This window comes from Paracoccus sp. TD-10 (genome assembly GCF_048270675.1).
Lineage (GTDB): Bacteria > Pseudomonadota > Alphaproteobacteria > Rhodobacterales > Rhodobacteraceae > Paracoccus > Paracoccus pantotrophus.
In genome coordinates this window covers 127,801-147,907 of record NZ_CP182420.1, presented here as the reverse complement: position 1 = coordinate 147,907, position 20,107 = coordinate 127,801, and the positions used below count along the sequence as shown (strand labels likewise).

At 68.4% G+C, this 20,107-nt stretch carries 21 protein-coding genes and 1 pseudogene; 6 read left to right on the top strand and 16 right to left on the bottom strand.

The annotated features are described in order from the left end of the window. The first annotated feature begins 1,242 nt into the window (after positions 1-1,242). Complete coding sequence (locus tag ACNKFW_RS19425; RefSeq protein WP_024845634.1) at positions 1,243-1,995, top strand: ABC transporter permease; 753 nt, start codon at positions 1,243-1,245, stop codon at positions 1,993-1,995. 104 nt (positions 1,996-2,099) lie between these two features. Here ACNKFW_RS19425 and ACNKFW_RS19420 read toward each other — a convergent pair. Next, positions 2,100-2,453: pseudogene (locus ACNKFW_RS19420) on the bottom strand (transposase); the annotation flags it as partial. Between the two features lie 801 nt (positions 2,454-3,254). Here ACNKFW_RS19420 and ACNKFW_RS19415 point away from each other — a divergent pair. Next, entirely contained in the window at positions 3,255-4,232 is a 978-nt protein-coding gene (locus ACNKFW_RS19415) for a mechanosensitive ion channel family protein (RefSeq protein ID WP_024845633.1), read from the top strand. On the opposite strand, the gene ACNKFW_RS19410 is transcribed toward ACNKFW_RS19415, so the two are convergent. The 11 genes from ACNKFW_RS19410 to ACNKFW_RS19360 form a co-directional block, all read right to left on the bottom strand. Beyond that, on the bottom strand, positions 4,154-4,879 hold the full coding sequence (locus tag ACNKFW_RS19410; RefSeq protein WP_024845632.1) for a hypothetical protein: 726 nt from the start codon (positions 4,877-4,879) through the stop codon (positions 4,154-4,156). The genes ACNKFW_RS19415 and ACNKFW_RS19410 overlap by 79 nt on opposite strands. 225 nt (positions 4,880-5,104) lie before the next feature. Next, complete coding sequence (gene rnk, locus ACNKFW_RS19405) at positions 5,105-5,518, bottom strand: nucleoside diphosphate kinase regulator (RefSeq protein ID WP_024845631.1); 414 nt, start codon at positions 5,516-5,518, stop codon at positions 5,105-5,107. Positions 5,519-6,054: 536 nt separating this feature from the next. Beyond that, positions 6,055-6,768: a cytochrome c3 family protein gene (locus ACNKFW_RS19400; protein WP_024845630.1), complete on the bottom strand. Its 714-nt coding sequence runs from the start codon at positions 6,766-6,768 to the stop codon at positions 6,055-6,057. Position 6,769: 1 nt separating this feature from the next. After that, positions 6,770-7,255: a nitrate reductase cytochrome c-type subunit gene (locus ACNKFW_RS19395; RefSeq protein ID WP_024845629.1), complete on the bottom strand. Its 486-nt coding sequence runs from the start codon at positions 7,253-7,255 to the stop codon at positions 6,770-6,772. Continuing rightward, positions 7,228-9,723 (bottom strand): periplasmic nitrate reductase subunit alpha, encoded by a 2,496-nt coding sequence (gene napA, locus ACNKFW_RS19390; RefSeq protein WP_024845628.1) that lies wholly within the window; start codon positions 9,721-9,723, stop codon positions 7,228-7,230. The genes ACNKFW_RS19395 and napA overlap by 28 nt, the downstream gene beginning before the upstream one ends. Then, the gene (locus ACNKFW_RS19385) at positions 9,720-10,058 is read right to left on the bottom strand and encodes a chaperone NapD (protein ID WP_024845627.1); all 339 of its coding nucleotides are present in this window, start codon (positions 10,056-10,058) and stop codon (positions 9,720-9,722) included. Before ACNKFW_RS19385 ends, napA begins: the two co-directional genes overlap by 4 nt. A gap of 15 nt (positions 10,059-10,073) precedes the next feature. After that, positions 10,074-10,253 (bottom strand): periplasmic nitrate reductase, NapE protein, encoded by a 180-nt coding sequence (gene napE, locus ACNKFW_RS19380; protein ID WP_024845626.1) that lies wholly within the window; start codon positions 10,251-10,253, stop codon positions 10,074-10,076. A 410-nt stretch (positions 10,254-10,663) separates the two neighbouring features. Continuing rightward, positions 10,664-11,953 carry a TRAP transporter large permease gene (locus tag ACNKFW_RS19375; RefSeq protein ID WP_024845625.1) on the bottom strand — a complete coding sequence of 430 codons (1,290 nt, stop codon included), beginning with the start codon at positions 11,951-11,953 and terminating at the stop codon, positions 10,664-10,666. Further along, positions 11,946-12,440, bottom strand: a complete 495-nt coding sequence (locus ACNKFW_RS19370; protein WP_024845624.1) for a TRAP transporter small permease — start codon at positions 12,438-12,440, stop codon at positions 11,946-11,948. Before ACNKFW_RS19370 ends, ACNKFW_RS19375 begins: the two co-directional genes overlap by 8 nt. Before the next feature lie 6 nt (positions 12,441-12,446). Beyond that, a complete protein-coding gene (locus tag ACNKFW_RS19365; protein WP_024845623.1) occupies positions 12,447-13,415 on the bottom strand; it encodes a TRAP transporter substrate-binding protein in 969 nt (322 codons plus the stop codon). Positions 13,416-13,506: 91 nt separating this feature from the next. Next, positions 13,507-14,154 (bottom strand): phosphoribosyltransferase, encoded by a 648-nt coding sequence (locus ACNKFW_RS19360; protein ID WP_036748218.1) that lies wholly within the window; start codon positions 14,152-14,154, stop codon positions 13,507-13,509. Between the two features lie 236 nt (positions 14,155-14,390). On the opposite strand from ACNKFW_RS19360, the gene minC reads away from it, so the two are divergent. The 3 genes from minC to minE are packed head-to-tail and all read left to right on the top strand — an operon-like array spanning position 14,391 to position 16,260. Then, a complete protein-coding gene (gene minC, locus ACNKFW_RS19355; RefSeq protein WP_024845621.1) occupies positions 14,391-15,137 on the top strand; it encodes a septum site-determining protein MinC in 747 nt (248 codons plus the stop codon). Positions 15,138-15,158: 21 nt separating this feature from the next. Next, positions 15,159-15,980, top strand: coding sequence for a septum site-determining protein MinD (minD, locus tag ACNKFW_RS19350; RefSeq protein WP_024845620.1), 822 nt, complete (start codon positions 15,159-15,161; stop codon positions 15,978-15,980). Position 15,981: 1 nt separating this feature from the next. Continuing rightward, a complete protein-coding gene (minE, locus tag ACNKFW_RS19345) occupies positions 15,982-16,260 on the top strand; it encodes a cell division topological specificity factor MinE (RefSeq protein ID WP_024845619.1) in 279 nt (92 codons plus the stop codon). A 42-nt stretch (positions 16,261-16,302) separates the two neighbouring features. Here the strand turns inward: minE and ACNKFW_RS19340 are convergent, their stop codons facing one another. From ACNKFW_RS19340 to ACNKFW_RS19325, 4 genes are all read right to left on the bottom strand, one after another. Further along, a complete protein-coding gene (locus tag ACNKFW_RS19340) occupies positions 16,303-17,883 on the bottom strand; it encodes a GMC family oxidoreductase (RefSeq protein ID WP_024845618.1) in 1,581 nt (526 codons plus the stop codon). 11 nt (positions 17,884-17,894) lie between these two features. After that, positions 17,895-18,437 carry a twin-arginine translocation pathway signal gene (locus ACNKFW_RS19335; protein ID WP_024845617.1) on the bottom strand — a complete coding sequence of 181 codons (543 nt, stop codon included), beginning with the start codon at positions 18,435-18,437 and terminating at the stop codon, positions 17,895-17,897. A 49-nt stretch (positions 18,438-18,486) separates the two neighbouring features. Then, positions 18,487-18,882 (bottom strand): VOC family protein, encoded by a 396-nt coding sequence (locus ACNKFW_RS19330; RefSeq protein ID WP_024845616.1) that lies wholly within the window; start codon positions 18,880-18,882, stop codon positions 18,487-18,489. Between the two features lie 100 nt (positions 18,883-18,982). Beyond that, on the bottom strand, positions 18,983-19,297 hold the full coding sequence (locus ACNKFW_RS19325) for a ribbon-helix-helix domain-containing protein (protein ID WP_024845615.1): 315 nt from the start codon (positions 19,295-19,297) through the stop codon (positions 18,983-18,985). A gap of 309 nt (positions 19,298-19,606) precedes the next feature. Here ACNKFW_RS19325 and ACNKFW_RS19320 point away from each other — a divergent pair, with 309 nt between their 5' ends. Beyond that, positions 19,607-20,041 carry a hypothetical protein gene (locus ACNKFW_RS19320; protein ID WP_024845614.1) on the top strand — a complete coding sequence of 145 codons (435 nt, stop codon included), beginning with the start codon at positions 19,607-19,609 and terminating at the stop codon, positions 20,039-20,041. Positions 20,042-20,107: the final 66 nt, after the last annotated feature.

The following is a 20,107-nucleotide window of genomic DNA, read 5'->3' as shown; positions in this document are numbered from 1 at the left end:
AGGGGCTGGGCCGGAGCGGGGGCGGGGGCCGGCGCGGGGGCCGGCGCGGGCGGCCGGGAGGCAGGGGGCGCGGCAGGCGGCATGGGCCGGACCGGGATCGGCTGGCCTTGCGGGCGCAGCGCCGGCGGCCTGGCCTGGGCTTGCGGCTGGGGGCCGGCCTGGGATGGAGCCTGGGATGGGGCCCTGGATTGGGGCTGCGCCTGGGAGGCGGCCGGGGCCGGCTGGCGATCCTGCGCCGCCGGCCCGCCTTGCCCCGATGGTTGGCCCGGTTGCTGGCCCGATGGCTGGCCTTGTTGCGGGCCTTGTTGCGGGCCGGCCGGGGCGGCGGGCGGCTTCTGCGCCGCCTGGCCCGATCCTGGGCCCTGCTGCCGGCCGGCCGGGCCGGCGGGTTCCTGGGAAGGCCGGTCCTGGTCCATCGTCGCGCTCCGGGATTCGGGGGTATGGGATTCGGGGATCTGGGCTTGCGGGCCGGGTTGCGGGCCTTGTTGCGGGCCGGATGGCCGGGCGGGGCTGCCGCTCGGCGGCTTTCCGCCCGAGCCCCGCCGATCCTGCGGCCGCTCCTGCGGCCCATCCTGTTGCGGGCCTTGTTGCGGGCCGGCCGGGGCGGCGGGCGGCCGGCCCGGCCTGCTGCCTGCCGCCGGCCTTGGCGGCGGCTCTTGCGGCCGCGCCTGCGGCTGCGTCCCCGCCGCCGCGGCGTCGCCCGGCCCCTGGCCCCGCGATTGGGCCTGTGCCTGTGGCTGGGCCTGGGCCTGGATATGCGCCTGGATCCGTGCCTGGGCGCCCAGGCCCTGCTGGCCCTGGAAGGGGCGGGGGGCCGGGCCGGGCCGGGGCCGGGCGCCTGGGGCGGGCTGGGAGGCGGGCTGGATTGCAGGCTGGGATGCGGCCGGGGTTGCGGCCGGGGTTGCGGCCGGGGTTGTGGATTGCGATGCGGGTGCGGCCGGCCGGGGCGCGGCGGCCTCGACCGGCCGCGGGGCGGCGCCCGGCGCCCGGCTGGCCGGCTCGGCCGGCTGGCCGGCCTGGTCGCCGGCCGGTATGGAGGGGGTGGTCACGGGCAGCTGCGCTTTCGCTGGTTTACCTTTCGGCCGCAGTTGTTACATATTGCCGCCCGTCCAGGCCAGTGTTTGCGTTCACATGTCCGATACCGCCCCAGAAATCCGCCGCCCCCAGGGCCAGGCCGGCGCAGCCCGCCCGCCGCGGGTCCGCCGGCCGCAGCACCCGTCGCGCAACGGGCCGCGCTTTCGCATGCCGCGCACCGTGGTGGCGCTGATGCTGCGCGAGATGGCCACCAGCTATGGCCGCTCGGCCGGCGGCTATGTCTGGGCGGTGCTCGAGCCGGTGCTGGGCGTGGCGCTTCTGTCGGTGCTGTTCAGCATGGCGCTGCGCAGCCCCGGCCTCGGCTCGAACTTCCCGCTGTTCTATGCCACCGGCTACCTGCCCTTTGCCATGTTCACCGACCTGGCCAACAAGACCGCCGCCTCGATCCGCTTCTCGCGGCCCTTGCTGGCCTATCCCAGCGTGACCTTCCTCGATGCGCTGCTGGCGCGGGTGGTGCTGAACGCGCTGACCCATGTCGCGGTGATCGCCATCGTGATCGGCGGCATCTTCCTAGCCTATCAGCTGCCGGGGCCGGTGGACATGCCCTCGGTCTTCGAGGCGCTGCTGCTGGTGGCGCTGCTGGGCACCGGGGTGGGGGTGCTGAACTGCTACCTGATGAACGCCTTCCCGGTCTGGGAGCGGGTCTGGCACATCCTGACCCGGCCGCTGTTCCTGATCTCGGGGGTGATCTTCCTTTACGACATGATGCCGGTCCAGGCGCAGAACCTGCTGTGGTACAACCCGCTGATCCATTGCACCGGGCTGATGCGGCGCGGCTTCTATCCCACCTACGAGGCCGGCTATCTCAGCCAGGCCTATGTCGTCGCCCTCGCCCTCGCCCTCATGCTGGCGGGCCTCGCCCTGCTCGAGAGAAACCACCGCAAGCTCCTCGAAAGGTGAAGCCCCAAGCGGACGGGGCGGCCGGAACAGAAGGCCAGGACAGAAGGACGGATCCCCGGCATGCCAAGGCAAACGGGAAGGGGGCTCGTCCCTATGGTCAGGCCTCACAACCAATAGATGACGGTCGCGGCGAGGGCGCAGGCCGAGAGAAACAGGATGGGGCGGCGATCGTAGCGGGCTGCGCTGCGCCGCCAGTCCTTCAGTCTGGCGAACATGTTCTCAATCCTGCGGCGTTGGCGGTAGAGGTCGGCGTTGTGCGGGATTGGTATCTTGCGACCGGTGCGGGAGGGGATGCAGGGTGAAATGCCCGTCTCGATCAGCGCGTTGCGGAACCCGTCGGCATCCTAGCCCCGCTCCCCGAGCAGCGCCCCGGCCCGTGGGATAGACGACAGGAGCGCCCGCGTCCCGATATAGTCGGAGGTCTGGTCTGCCGAGAGGAACATCCGGATCGGGCGGACCTTCGCCTCGGCCAAGGCTAGAGAAGCAGGTCCGAGGCGTTCAACTGCTCCAGCCCGCCCAGCTGGATCGTCAGCTCGGCCGTGCCATCGCCGTCCAGGTCGACCAGAAGCCGATGCGCGCCGGCCTGCGACCGGATATTCCGAGGCGTGGACCCGCTGGCTGCCGGTCATCGCCAGCATCCCCGGTGGTTGCGGTCCCATCCCGGGCGCGATGCGGCCTGCCTGGCATCGCCCGCCCGTCGCGGTGACATGGCTGCCTCAGGCCGACCCCCGGCCGTTGCGCGACAGGGACCGCGGGACGGCTGCGGCCGCAGCGCGACATCCCGGACCATGCGCGGATCGCCGCGGTCCCGGATCGCGGCGGGGCCGAGCCAGCGCCGCGGCGATGCGGCCGGCATCGGGCGGGGTGCCTGCGTCCAGAGGCTTGAAAGCAGGAAAACAAAGGCCATGTCTAGGCTGGCCCCTTGGGGCCCTTGGGTTTTGCGCATGGGGTTTCGTCTTGCAGGGCTTCGGCTTGGACAGATACGCCCTGCGCCTTGAACAGGCGCATGGCTTGCCCCGGCCCCGTTGACACGCAAGGCGTGGACGGCTGGCCGGGGTCAAGCTGAATCCAGCCCGTTTTCCCAAGAGGTTCCGTCATGCTGCGCGCCCTTCTGCCGGCGATCTGCCCGCATTGCGGCGAGGATGTTCCCAGGGCTGCCGCCCGGCGATGTCCGATCTGCCGCGCTCCGTTTCCCTTGCCGTTCTCGGTGCCCGAGCCGCGCCGCCTGCCGCGGCGCAAGGGCGCAAAGGGGGGCGACGATGGCGAAAGATGAAGCCCCGGCCATGGGCCTGCTGTGGCGGTTGGCTGTGGTCGTCGCCCTGGCGCTGGCCGCCGCCACCCTGGTCGAGCCGCTGGCGCGGCGCCATCCCGACCTTTTCGCCTTACAGCTTTGGGCGGGGCCGCTGCGCAACGCGGGCTTTTCCGTGGCCTGCTTTGCCGGGGCGCGCCTGGCGCATGGGCTGGCCGCCCGGCGCCTGCTGCGCCGCCGCAAGGGCCGGCGCCCGGTGCCCAAGGTGCTGTTGGACCTGTTGTGGTTCGGGCTGCTGGCCGTGGCCACGCTGGCCAGCCTGTCGCTGTTCTTCCGCCAGGATCTGTCGGGGATCCTGACCGGCTCGGGCCTAGTGCTGGCGGTGCTGGGCTTTGCCATCCGCAATGCGGTGGCCGACGTGTTCTCGGGGCTGGCGATGGGGATCGAGGCGCCGTTCCGCATCGGCGACTGGGTGCGCATCGAGACCCTGGCCGAAGGCAAGGTGCAGGAGATCGGCTGGCGCACCACGCGCCTCGTCAGCCGCGACAGCACCTATGTCATCCTGCCCAACAGCCAGATCTCGTCGCGGCGGATCACCAATTTCAGCGCGCCGCGGCAGGAATACCGCGACCATGCCGAACTGACCCTGCCCGCAGACCTGCCGGTGGCCGAGGCCGGCCGGTTGATCGCCGCGGCCGCCGCCGCGGCGCGCATGATCTCGGCCGGCAAGCCGCCCGAGGTGCAGGTGACGGATTACGGTCCCGCCGGCATCACCTATCGGGTGAAATACTGGGTGCCGCAGCACGACCGCGAACTGGCCTGCCGCAACGAGGTCGTGAGCCTGATCGACGCCGCGCTGCGCGAACAGGGCATCCGGCTGGCGGCGGACCGGATGCCCTGCGGCCAGGGTCAGGACAGCGCCAGCGCCGGCAGCGCGCGGGCCGGGGCCCGCAGGCCGATCCGCCCGGCCTCGGCCGAGGCCAGGTAGATGTGGTGGAAGGCATCGACCCGCCCGCCGACCAGCTGGATGTCGTCGCGCCGCCAATGCCAGGGCTGGGCGTCCAGCACCCGCTCGAACGGGTCCGAGGCGGTGGCCGACCAGAAGGCGGCGATGCCGTCCGGCCGCAGCGCCCGGCGCAGCACCGCAAGGCCGCCTTTGCCGTAAAGTCGGCCGTTTTCGGGGCGCACGGTGAAATCCGGCCCGTTATCGGTATCCATCAGGATCACGTCGAAACCGGCGCGGGGCTCTGCCAGCACCGCCATCACATCCGCGATGCGCAGGCTGACGCGCGGGTCGCGCAGCGGGTGGCCGGCCAGATGGCCGATGCGGTCGCGGTTCCAGCCGGCGATCTGGGGGATCAGTTCGCAGACCGTGACCTGCGCGGCGGGGCCCAGCAATTCCAGCGCCGCGCGCAGGGTGAAGCCCATGCCGAGCCCGCCGATCAGCACGCGGGCGCCGGGCCGGCCATGCAGGCGCAGGCTGCGCTCGGCCAGCACGGTCTCGGACTGATGGTTGAGGTTGGACATCAGCTCCAGGCCGTTGAAGCGGATCTCGTAAATTGCGCCGCGCTGGCGCAGCAGGATTTCATCGCCCGCCGCCGTGCCGGCGCGGGCCAGGGTATTCCAGATGGGCATGTTCGATCCCCGACATCGGGCAGGCCAGAAGGGCCCCCCGGTGGTTGCGTGACGGTTTCGGAAAATGGCCTTGGGTTGCCCGGCGTTCAGCGCGCGGACAACCCCGGCACATTGTTGGCCCTGAAACCGATCAGCAGCGGAAAGATCGCCGAGGGATGCGGCAGGCCGAGCCGCGGCGCAGGGCCGCGATCCGGGCAGAACCGGTCCCGTCGCATCGCCAAGCCCCTATGCCGCCGGGGTCACCGGATCGGCGCGGCCGACCGCCAGCACGGTCAGTTCGCGCGTTTCGCCCGCGCGGGTGTCCCAGGGAAAGCGCGCGCCGGCCCGCAGGCCGATCAGCGCCACGCCGATGGGCGTCAGCACCGAGGCGCGGCCGGCGGCGATGTCGGCATCCTCGGGCCAGGCCAGCACCACGGTCTGCTCGCGCCCGGTGGTCTCGTCGCGGAAGGTGACGGCGCTGCCGATGCCGGCGACATCCTCGGGCATCCGCTCGGGCGGCAGGACGCGGGCGCGGGCCAGTTCGGTCAGCAGCCGGTCGGCAAGGTCGGGATTGCGCGCCATCGCCCCTTCGGCAAGGCGTTCGAGCCGGTCGAGCGTATCGCTGGCGATGGTGACTGGCGGTCGCGATGTTCTGGCCATGTCGGCTCCTTCAGTCATGTCATGACCCGCCGGGGCCGCCGCGGGGGGGGGCGGAGCAGCGGTCGAATTTCTGGATCAGGAAAGCCCCGGACGCGAGGTCAGCGCAAGCGCGCCCCTGTCCGGGGCAGCTGGCGCGTCAGCAGCAAACCGGTGCCGCACCGGCTCTTGCATAGGGGAATACGCATGGTCATGCCCCCACTTTAGCCGCGCCGCCGCCCCGAGTCGAGAGAGCGGCCTCACCGGTCGCAGCGGCAGGTGCCGCTGTTACCCGACATCAGAACTGCCGCTTACGGGATCGGCCGATGGATCGCAACACGTGCTATCACGAATGGAATTTCGAAGGCGGTGGTGCGACGGCCGGGATCGCCGCCGCGTTCGGGGCGAACGATAACGATGGGGCGGCGGATTGAGGCCCAAGCGGGCAGAAAAGACTTCCTGCCGGATCTGATGTCCCTGGGCTTCAGATCGGATGTCCCGCTTCAGCCGCCCTTTCGCGGGCAGGCCCAGCGGCCGAGGGGCAGGCGCCCGAGCCGACCCTAGCGCGTCTCGACGGTGGCGAGATAGCTGTGGACGGCCTCGGGGCCGCCGCCCAGCCAGGCCTGTTCTTCGCCGCGCAGTTCGGGCGGTTCCAGCCAGCCGGGCTCGATCCCGGTCATGTCGGGCAGCTGATGCGCGATGCCCTTGTGGCAGTCGATGCAGGTCTTTTCGCCGGAGATCAGGTAACGCTCGTGGATCTGGGCCGCGCGGCGGGTCTGCTTGGTGAAATCCATCGCCACCGCCGCGTGGCAGTTGCGGCATTCCAGCGAATCGTTGGCCTTGAGCCGCGCCCATTCGTGCTTGGCCAGTTCCAGCCGCTTTTCCAGGAATTTCTCGCGCGTGCTGATGGTGCCGAAGATCTTGCCCCAGACCTCCTTGGAGGCCTGCATCTTGCGGGCGATCTTGTCGGTCCATTCATGCGGGACGTGGCAGTCGGGACAACTGGCCCGGACCCCCGAGCGGTTCGAGAAATGCACCGTCGGCATCAGCTCCTGATAGACGTTGTCGCGCATCTCGTGGCAGCTGGTGCAGAATTTCTCTGTATTGGTGATTTCCAGCGCGGTATTGAACCCGCCCCAGAAGATCACGCCGCAGATGAAGCCGCCCAGCGTCAGGAAGCCGATGCTGAGAAAGCTGCTGGGACGGCTGATGACGCGCCAGAACCAGGTGACCCGGCCCCAGATCCAGCGGATGCTTGCCCTGATCCAGCCCATGTCACGGGCCCCCGGCGTGGCGATAGCCGTCGCGGAACTGGTTCGGCACCAGCGGCTGCACATCGGTCTGCTGGACGTGGCAGGCGGTGCAGAAATAGCGCCGCGGCGTCACGTCGGTCAGCACCTGCCCGTCGCGGTCCTGGAAATGCGTGACGCTGATCATCGGCGCGCCCGAGCCCTCGGTGAACTGCGGCTTGTGACAATCCATGCAGCGGTTGGTGTTCACCGTCAGCTGGTAGCCGTCGATGGAATGCGGGATCACCGGCGGCTGTTCGGGATAGTTGCGCATCCGGCGCACGTCGTCGGTGATCGGCCGGCCGAGCGGCGGGATCTGGCCCTCGGACATCGGCTCGGCCCAGCCGGTCAAGGGCGGCACGATCTGCACCGCCGGCTCGGCCTGCGGCAGGGCGGCGCCGACCAGCGCGAACAGCAAAAGGCCGGCCATGGCGGCGGGCCGGATCAGACGGGAAGGATCTTGACCGCGCATTTCTTGAAATCCGTCTGTTTGGAAATGGGATCGGTGGCGTCCAGCGTCACCTTGTTGATCAGCTGGCTGGCGTCGAACCACGGCACGAAGACCACGCCGCGCGGCATCCGGTTCCTGCCGCGCGTGTCGATGCGCGAGCGGATCTCGCCCCGGCGCGAGACGATGCGCACCTCGGCCCCCTGGTTGAAGCCCATCTCGCGGGCGTCCTCGGGGTTCATGAAGCAGCGGGCGCCGGGAAAGGCCCGGTAAAGTTCCGGCACGCGCATGGTCATCGAGCCGGAATGCCAATGCTCCAGCACCCGGCCTGTCACCAGCCAGATGTTGTATTCCTCGTCGGGCGGTTCGGCCGGTGGCTCGTAGGGCACGGCGATGATGCGCGCCTTGCCGTCCGGGTTGCCATAGAACTGCACGCCGGCGCCCGGCTCGACATAGGGGTCCAGCCCCTCGCGATAGCGCCACAGCGTTTCCTTGCCGTCGACCACCGGCCAGCGCAGGCCGCGGACCTCGTGATAGGTGTCATAGGGGGCCAGGTCGTGGCCGTGGCCGCGGCCGAAGGCGGCATATTCCTCGAACAGGCCCTTCTGGACGTAGAAGCCGAATGCGTTCGATTCGCGGTTGGCGTAATCGGGGTTCAGTTCCGACAGGTCGAAGCGGTCCACGCTGCCGTTGCGGAACAGCACGTCGAACAGGCTCTGGCCCCGATAGTTCGGGTTGGCGGCCAGGATCTCCTCGGGCCACACTTCCTCGGTGGTGAAGCGTTTCGAGAATTCCATCATCTGCCACAGGTCCGAGCGCGCCTCGCCCGGCGCCTCGACCAGCTGATGCCAGACATGGGTGCGCCGCTCGGCATTGCCATAGGCGCCCTCCTTCTCGACCCACATGGCAGCGGGCAGGATCAGGTCGGCGGCCAGGGCCGTCACCGTGGGATAGGCATCCGAGACAACGATGAAATTGTCCGGGTTGCGATAGCCCGGCCAGGCCTCGCCGTCGTTGTTGGGCGAGGCTTGCAGGTTGTTGTTCACCTGGATCCAGTAGAAGTTCAGCGTGCCGTCATGCAGCGCCCGGTCCTGCGCCACCGCATGCAGCCCCGGCTGCTCGGGGATCACGCCATGGGGGATGCGCCAGATCTCCTCGGCATGCTTGCGGTGTTCGGGATTGGTGACGGTCATGTCGGCGGGCAGGCGATGGGCGAAGGTGCCCACCTCGCGCGCCGTGCCGCAGGCCGAGGGCTGGCCGGTCAGCGAGAACGGGCTGTTGCCCGGTTCCGAGATCTTTCCGGTCAGCAGATGGAGATTATAGACCATCTGGTTGGCCCAGACGCCGCGCACATGCTGGTTGAAGCCCATGGTCCACAAGGACATGACCTTGCGGTCGGGATCGGCGTAAAGCTCGGCCAGCTGCTCCAGGAAGCCCGGCTCGACGCCGCTGAGTTCCGAGACCTTGTCCAGCGTGTATTCGCTGACCAGCTCGGCGAATTCCTCGAAGGTCGAGGGCGTGGTCGCCGCCGGATCCTCGGCCGTGCGCGCAGCCATCTCGCGTGGGTCGTCGTCGCGCAGGCCGTAGCCGATGCCGGTCGCGCCGGCGACGAAGGTGGTGTGGCGATCGACGAAATCGCGGTTCACCCGGCCGGTCTGGATGATGTGATTGGCGATGTAGTTCAGGATCGCCAGGTCGGTGCCGGGCTTGAAGACGATGGGAATATCGGCCAGGTCCGAGCTCCGATGGGTAAAGGTGGACAGCACCGCCACCTTCACATGCGGATGGCCCAGCCGCCGGTCCGCCACCCGCGTCCACAGGATCGGATGCATCTCGGCCATGTTCGAGCCCCAGAGGACAAAGGCGTCCGCCGCCTCGAAATCGTCATAGCAGCCCATCGGCTCGTCCATGCCGAAGGTGCGCATGAAGGCATAGGCCGCCGAGGCCATGCAATGCCGCGCATTGGGGTCGAGGTTGTTCGACCGGAACCCCGCCCGCATCAGCTTGGTCGCGGCATAGCCCTCGAAGATGGTCCACTGGCCGGAACCGAACATGCCGAGCGCGGTCGGCCCCTTGTCCTTCAGCACCCGCTTGGCCTGGGCGGCCATGGTGTCGAAAGCCTCCTCCCAGCTGACCGGGGTGAACTCGCCGTCCTTGGCATAGACGCCGTCCTTCTTGCGCAGCAGCGGCTGGGTCAGGCGGTCGGCGCCATACATGATCTTGGACAGGAAATAGCCCTTGACGCAGTTCAGGCCGCGGTTCACCTCGGCCAGCAGGTCGCCATGGGTGGCGACCACGCGCCCCTCCTTGACACCCACCATGACGCCGCAGCCGGTGCCGCAAAAGCGGCAGGGCGCCTTGGACCAGGTGATTTGCAGCGATTCGACACCGCCGGGCACCGGCTGGGCCTGCGAGGACAGCGGGATATTGGCGGCCATCGCGGCGATCCCCGCCGCCTGCGCCTTGAGCAGATCGCGCCGGGAAATGGTCATGCCAGCGCCTCCTTCTCATCGGCGGGAAGGATCTGTTCAAAGACCAGGTTGGCCGAGAACACGCCCTCCATCACCGAGATTGCCGCCATGCGGCTGCCGATCTCGCCCACCGAGGCGCCCTCCAGCACCAGGACGATCTTGGCGCCCTGGACGGCATGGACCTCGGTTCCGGGCAGGGTGGCGAAATGCCGGGCCAGGTCGGCCGCGCGATCCGGCCGGGCGGTGACGATGGCGCTGGAGATGTGCAGGAAACGCGATTCCCCGCCGCTGTCCTGTTTCAGCTTTCCGGTCAGAATGTCGCGTCGCTGGATGGGGGTCCTGTCTGGCTCGCGCATGGCCGCTCTCTAAATCTAATGCATGGGTCCGGGGGGTCCGAAGATGATCTGAGACATCCAGACCAGGAAGCCGTAGCCGCCGACGATCGCGACCGACAGGATCGGCCAGATCACCACGGCAAGGATCAGGAAGGCGATGACTTCATCCCGCTTGCGGTGCTTGGGACGATCGGTTTCTTTCGCGGAATCGATCATTTCTGGGCAACCTGTGCGACAAAATGTCTCAGTCCAATCTTCCACAGAACTGTGAAAAATCAAAGAAGGTTCCCGGAAAAATTCGCCCCGGCGCGGCATCTGGCCGGCCAGCCATCCGTGCGCGGTCGCATCGGACGCTTGAAAATGGTTGCTCGTCAGTAAGATAGGCCGGGCTTTCGCCCGTGCCCCGCCGCCGGCCTAGAGGCTGTAAAGCGCCCCGGCCAAGGTCAGGCCGATCACCAGCATCGACGCGACCAGCCCGCCGAGACCCGGCGGATGGGTTTTCGGTATCGTTCGATTCCTGCGCATGGCGTCCCCCGGCCAATGTCATTCGTTATGTATGCTTGAGCACAACGAGCGGCGGGTCAAGCCGGAATCGGCCCCTGCGGGCCGACTGCGACATGAGCGCGCTAACGGGCGAAGCCGCTGATCTGCGGCAGCCAGGTGGACAGGGCCGGAACGAAGGTCAGGATCAGCAGCGAGGCCATGGCGGCCAGGAAGAAGGGCGGCAGTTCCCGGATCAGCGCCGAGGGCTTCTGCCGGGTCGCCGAGGCCACGACGAAGATCAGCCCGCCGACCGGCGGCGTCATCAGCCCGAAGGTCAGGTTCACGATGACGATGATGGCGAAATGATCCGCGGCGATGCCGAGGCTGTGGGCGATGGGCGCCAGGATCGGCACCAGGATCATCACCCCCGGCAGCGGGTCCATGAACATGCCGAAGACCAGCAGAAGCAGGTTCACCATCAAGAGGAAGGCGATGGGCGACAGGTCCATGGCGATCACCGCATCGGCCATGGCCTGCGGCACGCCCTCGATGATCAGCACCCAGGCAAAGGCGCGGGCGGCGGCCAGGATCATCAGCACCGCCACCGACATGATGGCCGAGCGCAGGAACGCCCCCCACAGGTCCGCCAGCGTGAAGCCGCGATAGACGAAGGCGCTGGTGACGATGGCATAGAACACCGCCACGACCGAGGCCTCGGTGGGGGTGAAGACCCCGCCGCGGATGCCGCCGACGATCAGCACGATCAGCAGCAGCGCCGGCAGGGCGGCAAAGCTGTTGCGGACCATCTGGCCCATTGGCGGGCGCGGCTCGGCGCTGCGATAGCCGCGCTTGCGGCTGATCCACCAGTTCACCCCGGCCAGCAGCCCCGCGATCAGCAGGCCGGGCAGGATGCCGGCCATGAACAGCGAACCGACCGAGGTGTTGCGGTCCTGCAGCGCATAGATGATCATGGTGATCGAAGGCGGGATGATCGGGTCGATCACCGCCACGGAAATCGTCAGCGCCCCGGCATAGGCCTTGGAATAGCCGCTGCGCTCCATCATCCGCGCCATCATCGCCCCCGGCCCCGCCGCCGAGGCCAGCGCCGAGCCGGAAATGCCGGCAAACAGCGTGCCGGTCAGGATATTGGCGTAACCCAGCCCCCCGCGCAGGTGGCCGACGAATTGCGAGGCAAAGCGCAAGAGCATGCGCGAGATCGCCCCGGTGGACATGATCTCGGCCGCCAGGATGAAGAAGGGCACGGCCAGCAGCGGGAAACTGTCGAGGCCGGTGAACATCTCCTTCACCACCACGACCAGCGGATAGCGGCCGGCAAGGCCCACCGCCGCGAAGGCCGCCATCGCCAGCGCGAAGGCGATGGGCACCCCCATGACCATCAGGATCAGGAAGGCGGCGATCAGGATCTCAACCAAGGGCGGCCTCGTCGGAATGCTGCAGGCCGGCGCGCAGGTATTGCGGCGCGATCAGGGCCAGATGGACGATCATCAGCGCGAAGCCGGCGGGCATCGCGGCATAGATCCATTTCATCGGCACCTGCAAGGCCGCTGACCGCTGGATCGCCATGCGGTTCATGTAGTCGATGCCGACCCAGACCATGAAGCCGAAAAAGCCGAACAGCACCAGCAGGATCAGCCCGCGCAGGGCAAGCTGGCCCCGCGTGGGCAGCGCGTCCTGGGCATTGGTGATGGCGGCATGGGCGCCATGGCGCAGCGCCAGCCCGCTGCCCAGGAAGGTCAGCCAGATCATCGAGTAACGCGCCACCTCGTCCGCCCAGGTCAGCGAATTGCCGGTCAGGTAGCGACCGGCGACGTTCCAGCCCAGGATGGCCGCCATGACGGCCAGTCCCAGCACCAGCACGGCACCGTTCAGCGTGACGAAGGCGCGTTCGATCCGGCGCATCGCGGCTTACTCGACCGCCTGGATGCGGTCCATCAGCTCCTTGCCGAACTGGGCCTCATATTGCTGGTAGGGTCCGGCCAGCGCCTCGCGGAAGGCGGCCTTCTGCTCGGGCGAAAGCTCGTTCACCTGCATCCCGGCATCCTTCATCGCGGCAACGCCCGAGGCATCGACCTCGTCGACATAGGCGCGCATCGCGACGACCGCGTCCTTCGCCGCCTTCTCGAACGCCGCCTTCTGCGCGTCGTCCAGCCCGTTCCACAGCGCGGGCGAGACCAGGATGATGGTCGAGGAATAGACGTGGCCGTCCAGGGTCAGGTATTTCTGTACCTCGTTCAGCTTGGCCGAGACGATCACCGAGAGCGGGTTTTCCTGCCCGTCGATGGCGCCCTGTTCCAGCGCGCCGATCACCTCGGGCCAGGCCATGGGGGTGGGGGCGGCACCGAGGGCGCGGAACGCCTCGATATGCACCGGGTTCTCCATGGTGCGGATCTTGAGCCCGTTCAGGTCCGAGGGCGCCTCGACCGCGCCGCGATTGCTGGTGATGTGGCGGAAGCCCTGCTCGCCCCAGGCCAGCGCGTGCAGGCCGGCGGGCTCGAACTTGGCCAGCATCTCCTGGCCGATCTCGCCGTCCAGCACCTTGCGGGCATGGTCCTTGTCGCGCAGCAGGAAGGGCACGCCCAGGACGCCGACCTCGGGGACGAAATTGGTCAGCGTGCCGTCCGAGGCGATGGTCATCTCGACGGTGCCGAGCTGCAGCCCCTCCAGCACCTCGCGCTCGCCGCCCAGGCCCGAGGACGGGAAGTGGCGGAAGCTGAACTGGTCGCCCAGGCTTTCCTTGAGCGAGGCCTCGAAGGCCTTGGCGCCGGCGCCGTAATGGCTGTCCTCGGCCAGGGCGTAGCCGATCTTGATCTCCTGCGCGAACGAAGGCGCGGCGACGGCGGCGCAGAGAAGCGCCGCGGCAAAGACGTGTTTCATGCTGAATCCCTTCCGCTGTCCGGCGGGGATTTAGCGCCACATGACGGCAATGTGCAATCCCGCTGCCGGCCGGCGGCGGCGCGGGCGAGGTTCAGGCCCGGTTGCGGTCGGCCTCGGCCAGGGCGCGGACCACCTCCTCGTCGCTGGTCTGGTCGAAGTCGTGGTAATGCAGGCCGACGGCGTGGAACGGCTCGGGCGTGCGCAGGCAGACGACCTCGTCGGCCTCGGCGCGGATCTTCTCCAGCACGTCGGGCGGCGCGACGGGGACGGCGACGATCACCCTGGCCGCGCCGGACCGCGCCAGCGCCTTCAGGGCGATGCGCATGGTGGCGCCGGTGGCGATGCCGTCATCGACGACGATCACCGTCCGGCCCCAGGTCTCGGGCGCCGGCCGGCCGCCGCGATAGGCCTGGCGCCGGCGCTCGATCTCGCGCAGCTGCCGGGCCTTTTCGGCGGCGATGTGATCCTGCGTCGCCCCGGTCGCGGCGACGAGCTGGTCGTCGAGCAGCAATTGCGGCGGCGCGCCGTCCACGATGGCGCCGATGGCCAGTTCGGGATGCGCCGGCGCCCTGAGCTTGCGCACCAGGATGACGTCCAGCGGCGCGTCCAGCACCCTTGCCACCTCGAGCCCGACCGGCACCCCGCCGCGCGGCAGCGCCAGGACCAGCAGCGGCTCGCCCCGGTGCCCGGACAATGCGGCGCCAAGCTGTCTGCCGGCATCCGTGCGATCTGCGAACATCCCGCCTTCCTTTTTCCCATGCGTTATCCGCGAACCGAACCTCCCGCCGCCGGGGAATGTTCCCGTGGCCGGAAAGGGGTGGTGGCTGCATCATCGCTGCGCACGGTTCCGCCGAAGGCGGCCGGCGCGGCAGATGCCGATGGACGCTGCGGCCCGGACGTATTAGGAAGATGGCCCAGGGAACGGGCGGGTCAAGCCCGTCCGATACGAAGAACAGAGCGGGACCGAGCAGACAGATGCAATCCGGCAAGAGCGCGGTGCAGGCCGTGGCGACCGTGAAGCCTTTACAGATCCGCGGCCGCACCTTCACGGCCATCGCGCTGCATCTGAGCGGCCGGCCGGACCGTGCCTTTTTCGAGGCGCTGGAGGCGCGGCTGAACCAGACGCCGCTGTTTTTCGACAATGCGCCGCTGGTCATCGACCTGGAGCAGGCCGAGGGGCTGGACCGTGCCCAGGATCTGATGCAGCTGACCGCCGAGCTGCGCCGGCGCAAGCTGTCGGTCTTTGGCATCCAGAGCGGTACGCCCGCGCAGGCGCAGGCCGCGGCCGAGGCCGGGCTGATCTCGTTGCCCGGCGGGCGCGACGCGGCGCTGGAGCGCGTCTCGCGCCAGGGCAGCCGCCCCGAACCGCCCCCCGCGCCGGCGCCGAAAGAGCCGGCGAACCGCCTGATCTCGCAGCCCGTGCGCTCGGGGCAGACGGTCTTTGCCGATCGCGGCGACCTGATCGTCGTCGGCTCGGTCAGTTCCGGGGCCGAGGTGATCGCGGCCGGCAACATCCACATCTATGGCCGGCTGCGCGGCAGGGCGCTGGCCGGCGTCAACGGCGACGATTCGGCCCGCATCTTCTGCCATGCGCTTGATGCCGAGCTGCTGGCCATTGCCGGGCTTTACCGCACCAGCGAGAACCTGGGGGCCGACACGCCGCGGCAATACGTCCAAGTCTATCTTCAGGGCGAGGTGCTGCGCATCGAGTCCCTCAAATAACCCATGAGAAAGGAAACGCTCGTGAGCAAGGTTATCGTAGTCACCTCCGGCAAGGGCGGCGTCGGCAAGACGACCTCCTCTGCCGCCATCGCCGCGGGGCTTGCCATGCGCGGCCACAAGACGGCCGTGATCGATTTCGACGTGGGCCTGCGCAACCTGGACATGATCATGGGCTGCGAACGCCGCGTGGTCTTCGACTTCATCAACGTCATCCAGGGCGACGCCAAGCTGAAGCAGGCGCTGATCAAGGACCGCCGGCTTGAAAACCTGTATGTCCTGCCGACCTCGCAGACCCGCGACAAGGACGCGCTGACCAAGGAAGGCGTCAAGGCGGTGCTGGACGAGCTGCGCGAGGAGTTCGACTATATCGTCTGCGACAGCCCGGCGGGGATCGAGCGTGGCGCGCATCTGGCGATGTATTACGCCGACGAGGCCGTGGTGGTGACGAACCCCGAGGTCTCGTCCGTGCGCGACAGCGACCGGGTGCTGGGTCTGCTGAACTCCAAGACGGCGCTGGCCGAAAAGGGCGACGGCAGCGCGGTCAAGGCGCAGCTGCTGCTGACCCGCTTCGACCAGGCCCGCTCGGCCAACGGTGACATGATGAGCGTCGAGGACGTGCTGGAAATCCTGGCCATCCCGCTGCTGGGCATCATCCCGGAAAGCACCTCGGTCCTGAAGGCCTCGAACGAGGGCACGCCGGTCTCGCTGGACGAGAAGTCGCCGGCGGGCAAGTCCTATCTGGACGCCGTCGGCCGGCTGGTCGGCGAGCAGATCGAGATGCGGGTGAGCCCCGGCGACCAGCGCCGCGGCTTCTTCCAGAGGCTTCTGGGACGGACGGCCTGACATGTTCGGTTTCTCATTCCGTCAGCGAAAGCCCAGTTCGGCGCAAACCGCCAAGGAGCGCCTGCAGATCCTGCTTGCGCATGAGCGTTCCAGCGGGACGACCAGCCCGGACTTTCTGCCGTTGTTGCAGCGCGACATCCTCGAGGTGGTGCGCCGGCACATGGAAATCGACGGCGATGCGGTCGACATCAAGCTTGAGCGCAGCGACGATCTGTCCAGCCTCGAGATCAATATCGAGCTGCCCAATGCCAGCCCGGCGAAGGCGCGGCCCGCCAGCTAGGCAGGCCGACAGGCCCCGCCCCTGGCGGGCGGGGCGCAGGGCTTACAGCGCGCCCTTTTCCATCTCGGCGGCGATATGTTCCGCTTGCCGGATCGCCAGCGCGACGATGGTCAGGGTCGGGTTCTCGGCTGCCGAGGTGGTAAAGACCGAACCGTCCGAGACGAACAGGTTCGGGATGTCATGGGACTGGCCCCATTTGTTCACCACCCCGTCGCGCGGGTTTTCCGACATGCGGTTGGTGCCCAGGTTATGCGTGGACGGGTAGGGCGGCGTCGGCAGAATCCGCGTTGCGCCCGCCGCGCGATAGATCCGCTCGCCCACGGCATAGGCATGGTTGCGCATGGCGATGTCATTGGGGTGGTCGTCGTAATGCACGTTCGGCACCGGCAGCCCGAATCGGTCCTTTTCGCCGCGGTTCAGGGTGATGCGGTTGGTTTCCTGCGGCAGATCCTCGCCCACGATCCACATGCCGGCCATGTTTTCATAGCTGTCCAGCGCCGAGGTGAACTCGCGTCCCCAGCCGCCGGGATCCATGAAGGCCGCCATGAAGGGGATGCCCAGCGACAGCGTCTCCAGCTCATAGCCGCCGACGAAGCCGCGGGCGGGGTCGTGATGCGCCTCGTCCTGGACGATGCCGGCCATGGTGGTGCCGCGCCACATCCGCACCGGGCGTTCGAAGATCGCATAGACCGAGCCGGTGGTGTGGCGCATGTAGTTGCGCCCGACCTGGCCCGAACTGTTCGCCAGCCCGTCCGGGAACCGCTCCGAGGCCGAGGCCAGCAGCAGCCGCGGGCTTTCGATCGAGTTGCCGGCGACGGCGACGATGCGGGCGCGCTGGAACTGCTCGGTCCCGTCGCGGTCGATATAGCGCACGCCGGTGACCTTGCCGTCCTCGTCATGCTCGATCCGGGTGGCGTGGCAATGGTCGCGGACCTCTAGGTTGCCGGTCGCCTCGCCGCGCGGGATGTCGGTATAGGCCGCCGACCATTTCGCGCCCCATTTGCAGCCCTGGAAGCAGAAGCCGGTCTGCTGGCAGGCCATGCGGTCGTCGTAATCGACCGAATTGATCGCCATGCGGCCGGTCGAGACCTGGCTGTAGCCCAGGGCCTTGGCGCCCTTTTCAAACACCAGGTAATTGTTGTTCCCCGGCAGGCCGGGCAGGTCGTTGGTGCGGGTGACGCCCAGCTTCTTCTCGGCCAGGTCGTAATAGGGCTCCAGCTCGGCCAGGGTGATCGGCCAGTCCAGCAGGCTGGCGCCATCGACCGGGCCATAGGTCGTCAGCGCCTTGAACTCGTGTTCCTGGAAGCGCAGCGATGCACCGGCCCAGTGGATCGAGGTGCCGCCGACCGCCTTGACGATCCAGGCCGGCAGGTTGGCAAAGTCCCGCGCTACCCGCCAGTCGCCCGAGGTGGTGCGCATGTCGCCCCAGCTCAGCTGCGCGAAACTGTCCCATTCGTCGTTGATGTAATCCTCGGGCAGGTAGCGCCCGCCCGCCTCCAGCGCCACGACCTTGACGCCCCTTTGCGCCAGCTCGTTGGCCAGCACGCCGCCGCCCGAGCCGGTGCCGATCACCACCACGACCGAGGCGTCGTCATGTCCGAATTTCGCTACATTGTCAGCCATCTCCGCCTCCCTCACAGCCAGTCGATGTCGTTGAAGCCGCGCTCGATATAGCCGCCCTGCGAAAAGCTCTCGCCCTCATAGCCAAAGACCGGCCAGACCTCCTTCTGGTTGTATAGGCCCGTCACCAGCCCGGCGCGCACGGTCTGGAAGAAGGGCGTGTGCTCGATCAGGCGCAGCATGGCGACGCGGTCCTTTTCCCAGCCCGCGGCCAGGTAGGTGTCGAAGCCCTGGGCCTGGGCGACCAGGTTCAGCCCCGCCACGCCTTCCTCGATCATCGGCGCCTGTTCGGGATTGTCATGCGTCTTGACGGCGATGGCATAGAAGCGGTCGGCGATGCGGTCATGCGGATAGATGTCGCGGGCCATCTGGATCAGCACCGCCATGGTCTCGGGCTTAAGCGCCGCGGTCTCGACCGCCCAGGCCGCGTCGCGGGCGGCGACGAAGCCCGAGCCGACCACGAAGGTCGCCCCCGCCGCCATGGCGCGCGCCAGCAGGCCGCGCCGGGTCAGCCCCCTGACATCGCTGCCAGAGGGGGATTTGTGGATGACAGTCATTTGCTCCTCCCTGAGTTGGTTGGCCCGCCCCTCCCGGCGGGCCGCCTGCCTAGAGGTACCGGCCGCCGCGTTGCAGCACCTCGATCTCGTAGCCGTCCGGATCCTTGATGAAGAAGAAGCGGGCGATGACCTCGCCGCCGGGGGCGAAATCGACCAGCTTGCGCGGGGCCAGGCCCAGATCGGTCAGCCGCCGGTGTTCGGCCGCGACATCCTCGACCGAGACGGCCAGATGGCCGTAGCCGTCGCCCAGCTCATAGGGCTGCTCGCGGCCCTTGTTGATGGTCAGCTCCAGCTCGAAGCTGCTTTCGGCATTGGCCAGGTAGACCAGGGTGAAGCTGTCGAAATCCAGCCGCTCGACCGGTTCCAGGCCGAAGGCGGCCTTGTAGAAGGCCAGCGAGCGCGCCTCGTCCAGCACGCGGATCATCGAATGAATCATCTTGGCCATGCGGCTTTCCTTTCCGGTCTTTGCACCAGTATCGGAAGGACGCCGGCCCCGCGGGTAGCATCATGCTACCACGCGGCGGATTTCTTGCGCGATGCCGCGATCAGGCGGCCTGCGCCACCTGCTGCGCGGCCTTGCGAAAATCCTGCGCGCCGCGGCCGCGCAGCTCCAGCTGCACCAGGCAGGCGCAGCGCAAAAGCGAGGTGAAATTCACCGGCTCGCCACCCAGCTGCAGCACTTCGGATTGCAGCGTGGACAGGAAGGCGGGCGTGGCCATGCCCTCGCCGGCGGCGATCTCGTCCAGGATGTCCCAGAAGGCCTGTTCCAGCCGGATCGAGGTGCTTTGCCCGTTCAGCCGCAGCTTGCGGGTCGTCGGCTGATAGCGGCGCGGATCCTGGCGGGAGAAGACTTCGCACATGGCATGGTTCCCAAACTGGCTCGGCAAGTTCCCGGATCATAGCACGGCGGGCGAGCCATGCCAGTTTCTTGCACCGCGGCCTGTCCGGCGCGGAACCGGCGTGCGGGACCGGCATCGAATGCGGCACGGCACGGCGGGGCAACCCATGTGGCGGGCATCGCCAGGGTCGGCGGCGGTCGCGGTGCGGTGGCCGGACCGGTATCGGTCGATCCGGGCCGCGGGTGGGGCGACAATAAGCCGCTGCCCGGCGGATTGCCGGATGAAATATACGAAAATGCGTATTATTGCACCTCGCATCAGGAGAATCCGATGAAAACCCTGCTCGCCGCTTCCGCTCTTGTCCTTGCGGCCGCGCTGCCCGCCTCGGCCCAGGAGGGGCGCAAGCTCGTGACCATCCTGACCGCGCCCGAGCCGCAGACCCAGCTGATGGCGATGGTGCTGACCATGAACGCCGTGGCCAAGGGGGCCGAGGCGCAGATCCTGCTATGCGGCCCCGCCGGCGACATGGCGCTGAAGGAGGCGCCCGAGACCGCGACCGCCGGCCAGCCGCCGCAAGGTGCCAGCCCGCAGGGCCTGATGCAGCAGATGATCGAGAAGAACGGCGTCAAGGTGCAGGTCTGCGCCATCTACCTGCCCGGCAAGGGCGCGGATGCCTCGGTGCTGCTGGAGGGTGTGACGCCGGCCAAGCCCGATGCGATGGCCGCTGAACTGATCGCCGAGAACACCACGGTGCTGAGCTTCTGATCCCGCCTCGGGGCGACATGAAAGGAAAGGCCGCCCTTGCCGGGCGGCCTTGTCGTTTGTGCGGCC

Bases quoted from the DNA above. Each gene is read 5' to 3' on its own strand.
- napA (WP_024845628.1), bottom strand. From the start codon at position 9,723: ATGACCATTTCCCGGCGCGATCTGCTCAAGGCGCAGGCGGCGGGGATC.
- ACNKFW_RS19370 (WP_024845624.1), bottom strand. From the start codon at position 12,440: ATGCGCCGGATCGAACGCGCCTTCGTCACGCTGAACGGTGCCGTGCTG.
- ACNKFW_RS19320 (WP_024845614.1), top strand. From the start codon at position 19,607: ATGAAAACCCTGCTCGCCGCTTCCGCTCTTGTCCTTGCGGCCGCGCTG.
- napE (WP_024845626.1), bottom strand. From the start codon at position 10,253: ATGATCGATTCCGCGAAAGAAACCGATCGTCCCAAGCACCGCAAGCGG.
- ACNKFW_RS19415 (WP_024845633.1), top strand. From the start codon at position 3,255: ATGGCGAAAGATGAAGCCCCGGCCATGGGCCTGCTGTGGCGGTTGGCT.
- rnk (WP_024845631.1), bottom strand. From the start codon at position 5,518: ATGGCCAGAACATCGCGACCGCCAGTCACCATCGCCAGCGATACGCTC.
- ACNKFW_RS19395 (WP_024845629.1), bottom strand. From the start codon at position 7,255: ATGCGCGGTCAAGATCCTTCCCGTCTGATCCGGCCCGCCGCCATGGCC.
- ACNKFW_RS19410 (WP_024845632.1), bottom strand. From the start codon at position 4,879: ATGCCCATCTGGAATACCCTGGCCCGCGCCGGCACGGCGGCGGGCGAT.
- minE (WP_024845619.1), top strand. From the start codon at position 15,982: ATGTTCGGTTTCTCATTCCGTCAGCGAAAGCCCAGTTCGGCGCAAACC.
- ACNKFW_RS19365 (WP_024845623.1), bottom strand. From the start codon at position 13,415: ATGAAACACGTCTTTGCCGCGGCGCTTCTCTGCGCCGCCGTCGCCGCG.
- minC (WP_024845621.1), top strand. From the start codon at position 14,391: ATGCAATCCGGCAAGAGCGCGGTGCAGGCCGTGGCGACCGTGAAGCCT.
- ACNKFW_RS19385 (WP_024845627.1), bottom strand. From the start codon at position 10,058: ATGCGCGAGCCAGACAGGACCCCCATCCAGCGACGCGACATTCTGACC.
- ACNKFW_RS19335 (WP_024845617.1), bottom strand. From the start codon at position 18,437: ATGACTGTCATCCACAAATCCCCCTCTGGCAGCGATGTCAGGGGGCTG.
- ACNKFW_RS19400 (WP_024845630.1), bottom strand. From the start codon at position 6,768: ATGGGCTGGATCAGGGCAAGCATCCGCTGGATCTGGGGCCGGGTCACC.
- ACNKFW_RS19360 (WP_036748218.1), bottom strand. From the start codon at position 14,154: ATGTTCGCAGATCGCACGGATGCCGGCAGACAGCTTGGCGCCGCATTG.
- ACNKFW_RS19340 (WP_024845618.1), bottom strand. From the start codon at position 17,883: ATGGCTGACAATGTAGCGAAATTCGGACATGACGACGCCTCGGTCGTG.
- ACNKFW_RS19330 (WP_024845616.1), bottom strand. From the start codon at position 18,882: ATGGCCAAGATGATTCATTCGATGATCCGCGTGCTGGACGAGGCGCGC.
- ACNKFW_RS19425 (WP_024845634.1), top strand. From the start codon at position 1,243: ATGCCGCGCACCGTGGTGGCGCTGATGCTGCGCGAGATGGCCACCAGC.
- ACNKFW_RS19325 (WP_024845615.1), bottom strand. From the start codon at position 19,297: ATGTGCGAAGTCTTCTCCCGCCAGGATCCGCGCCGCTATCAGCCGACG.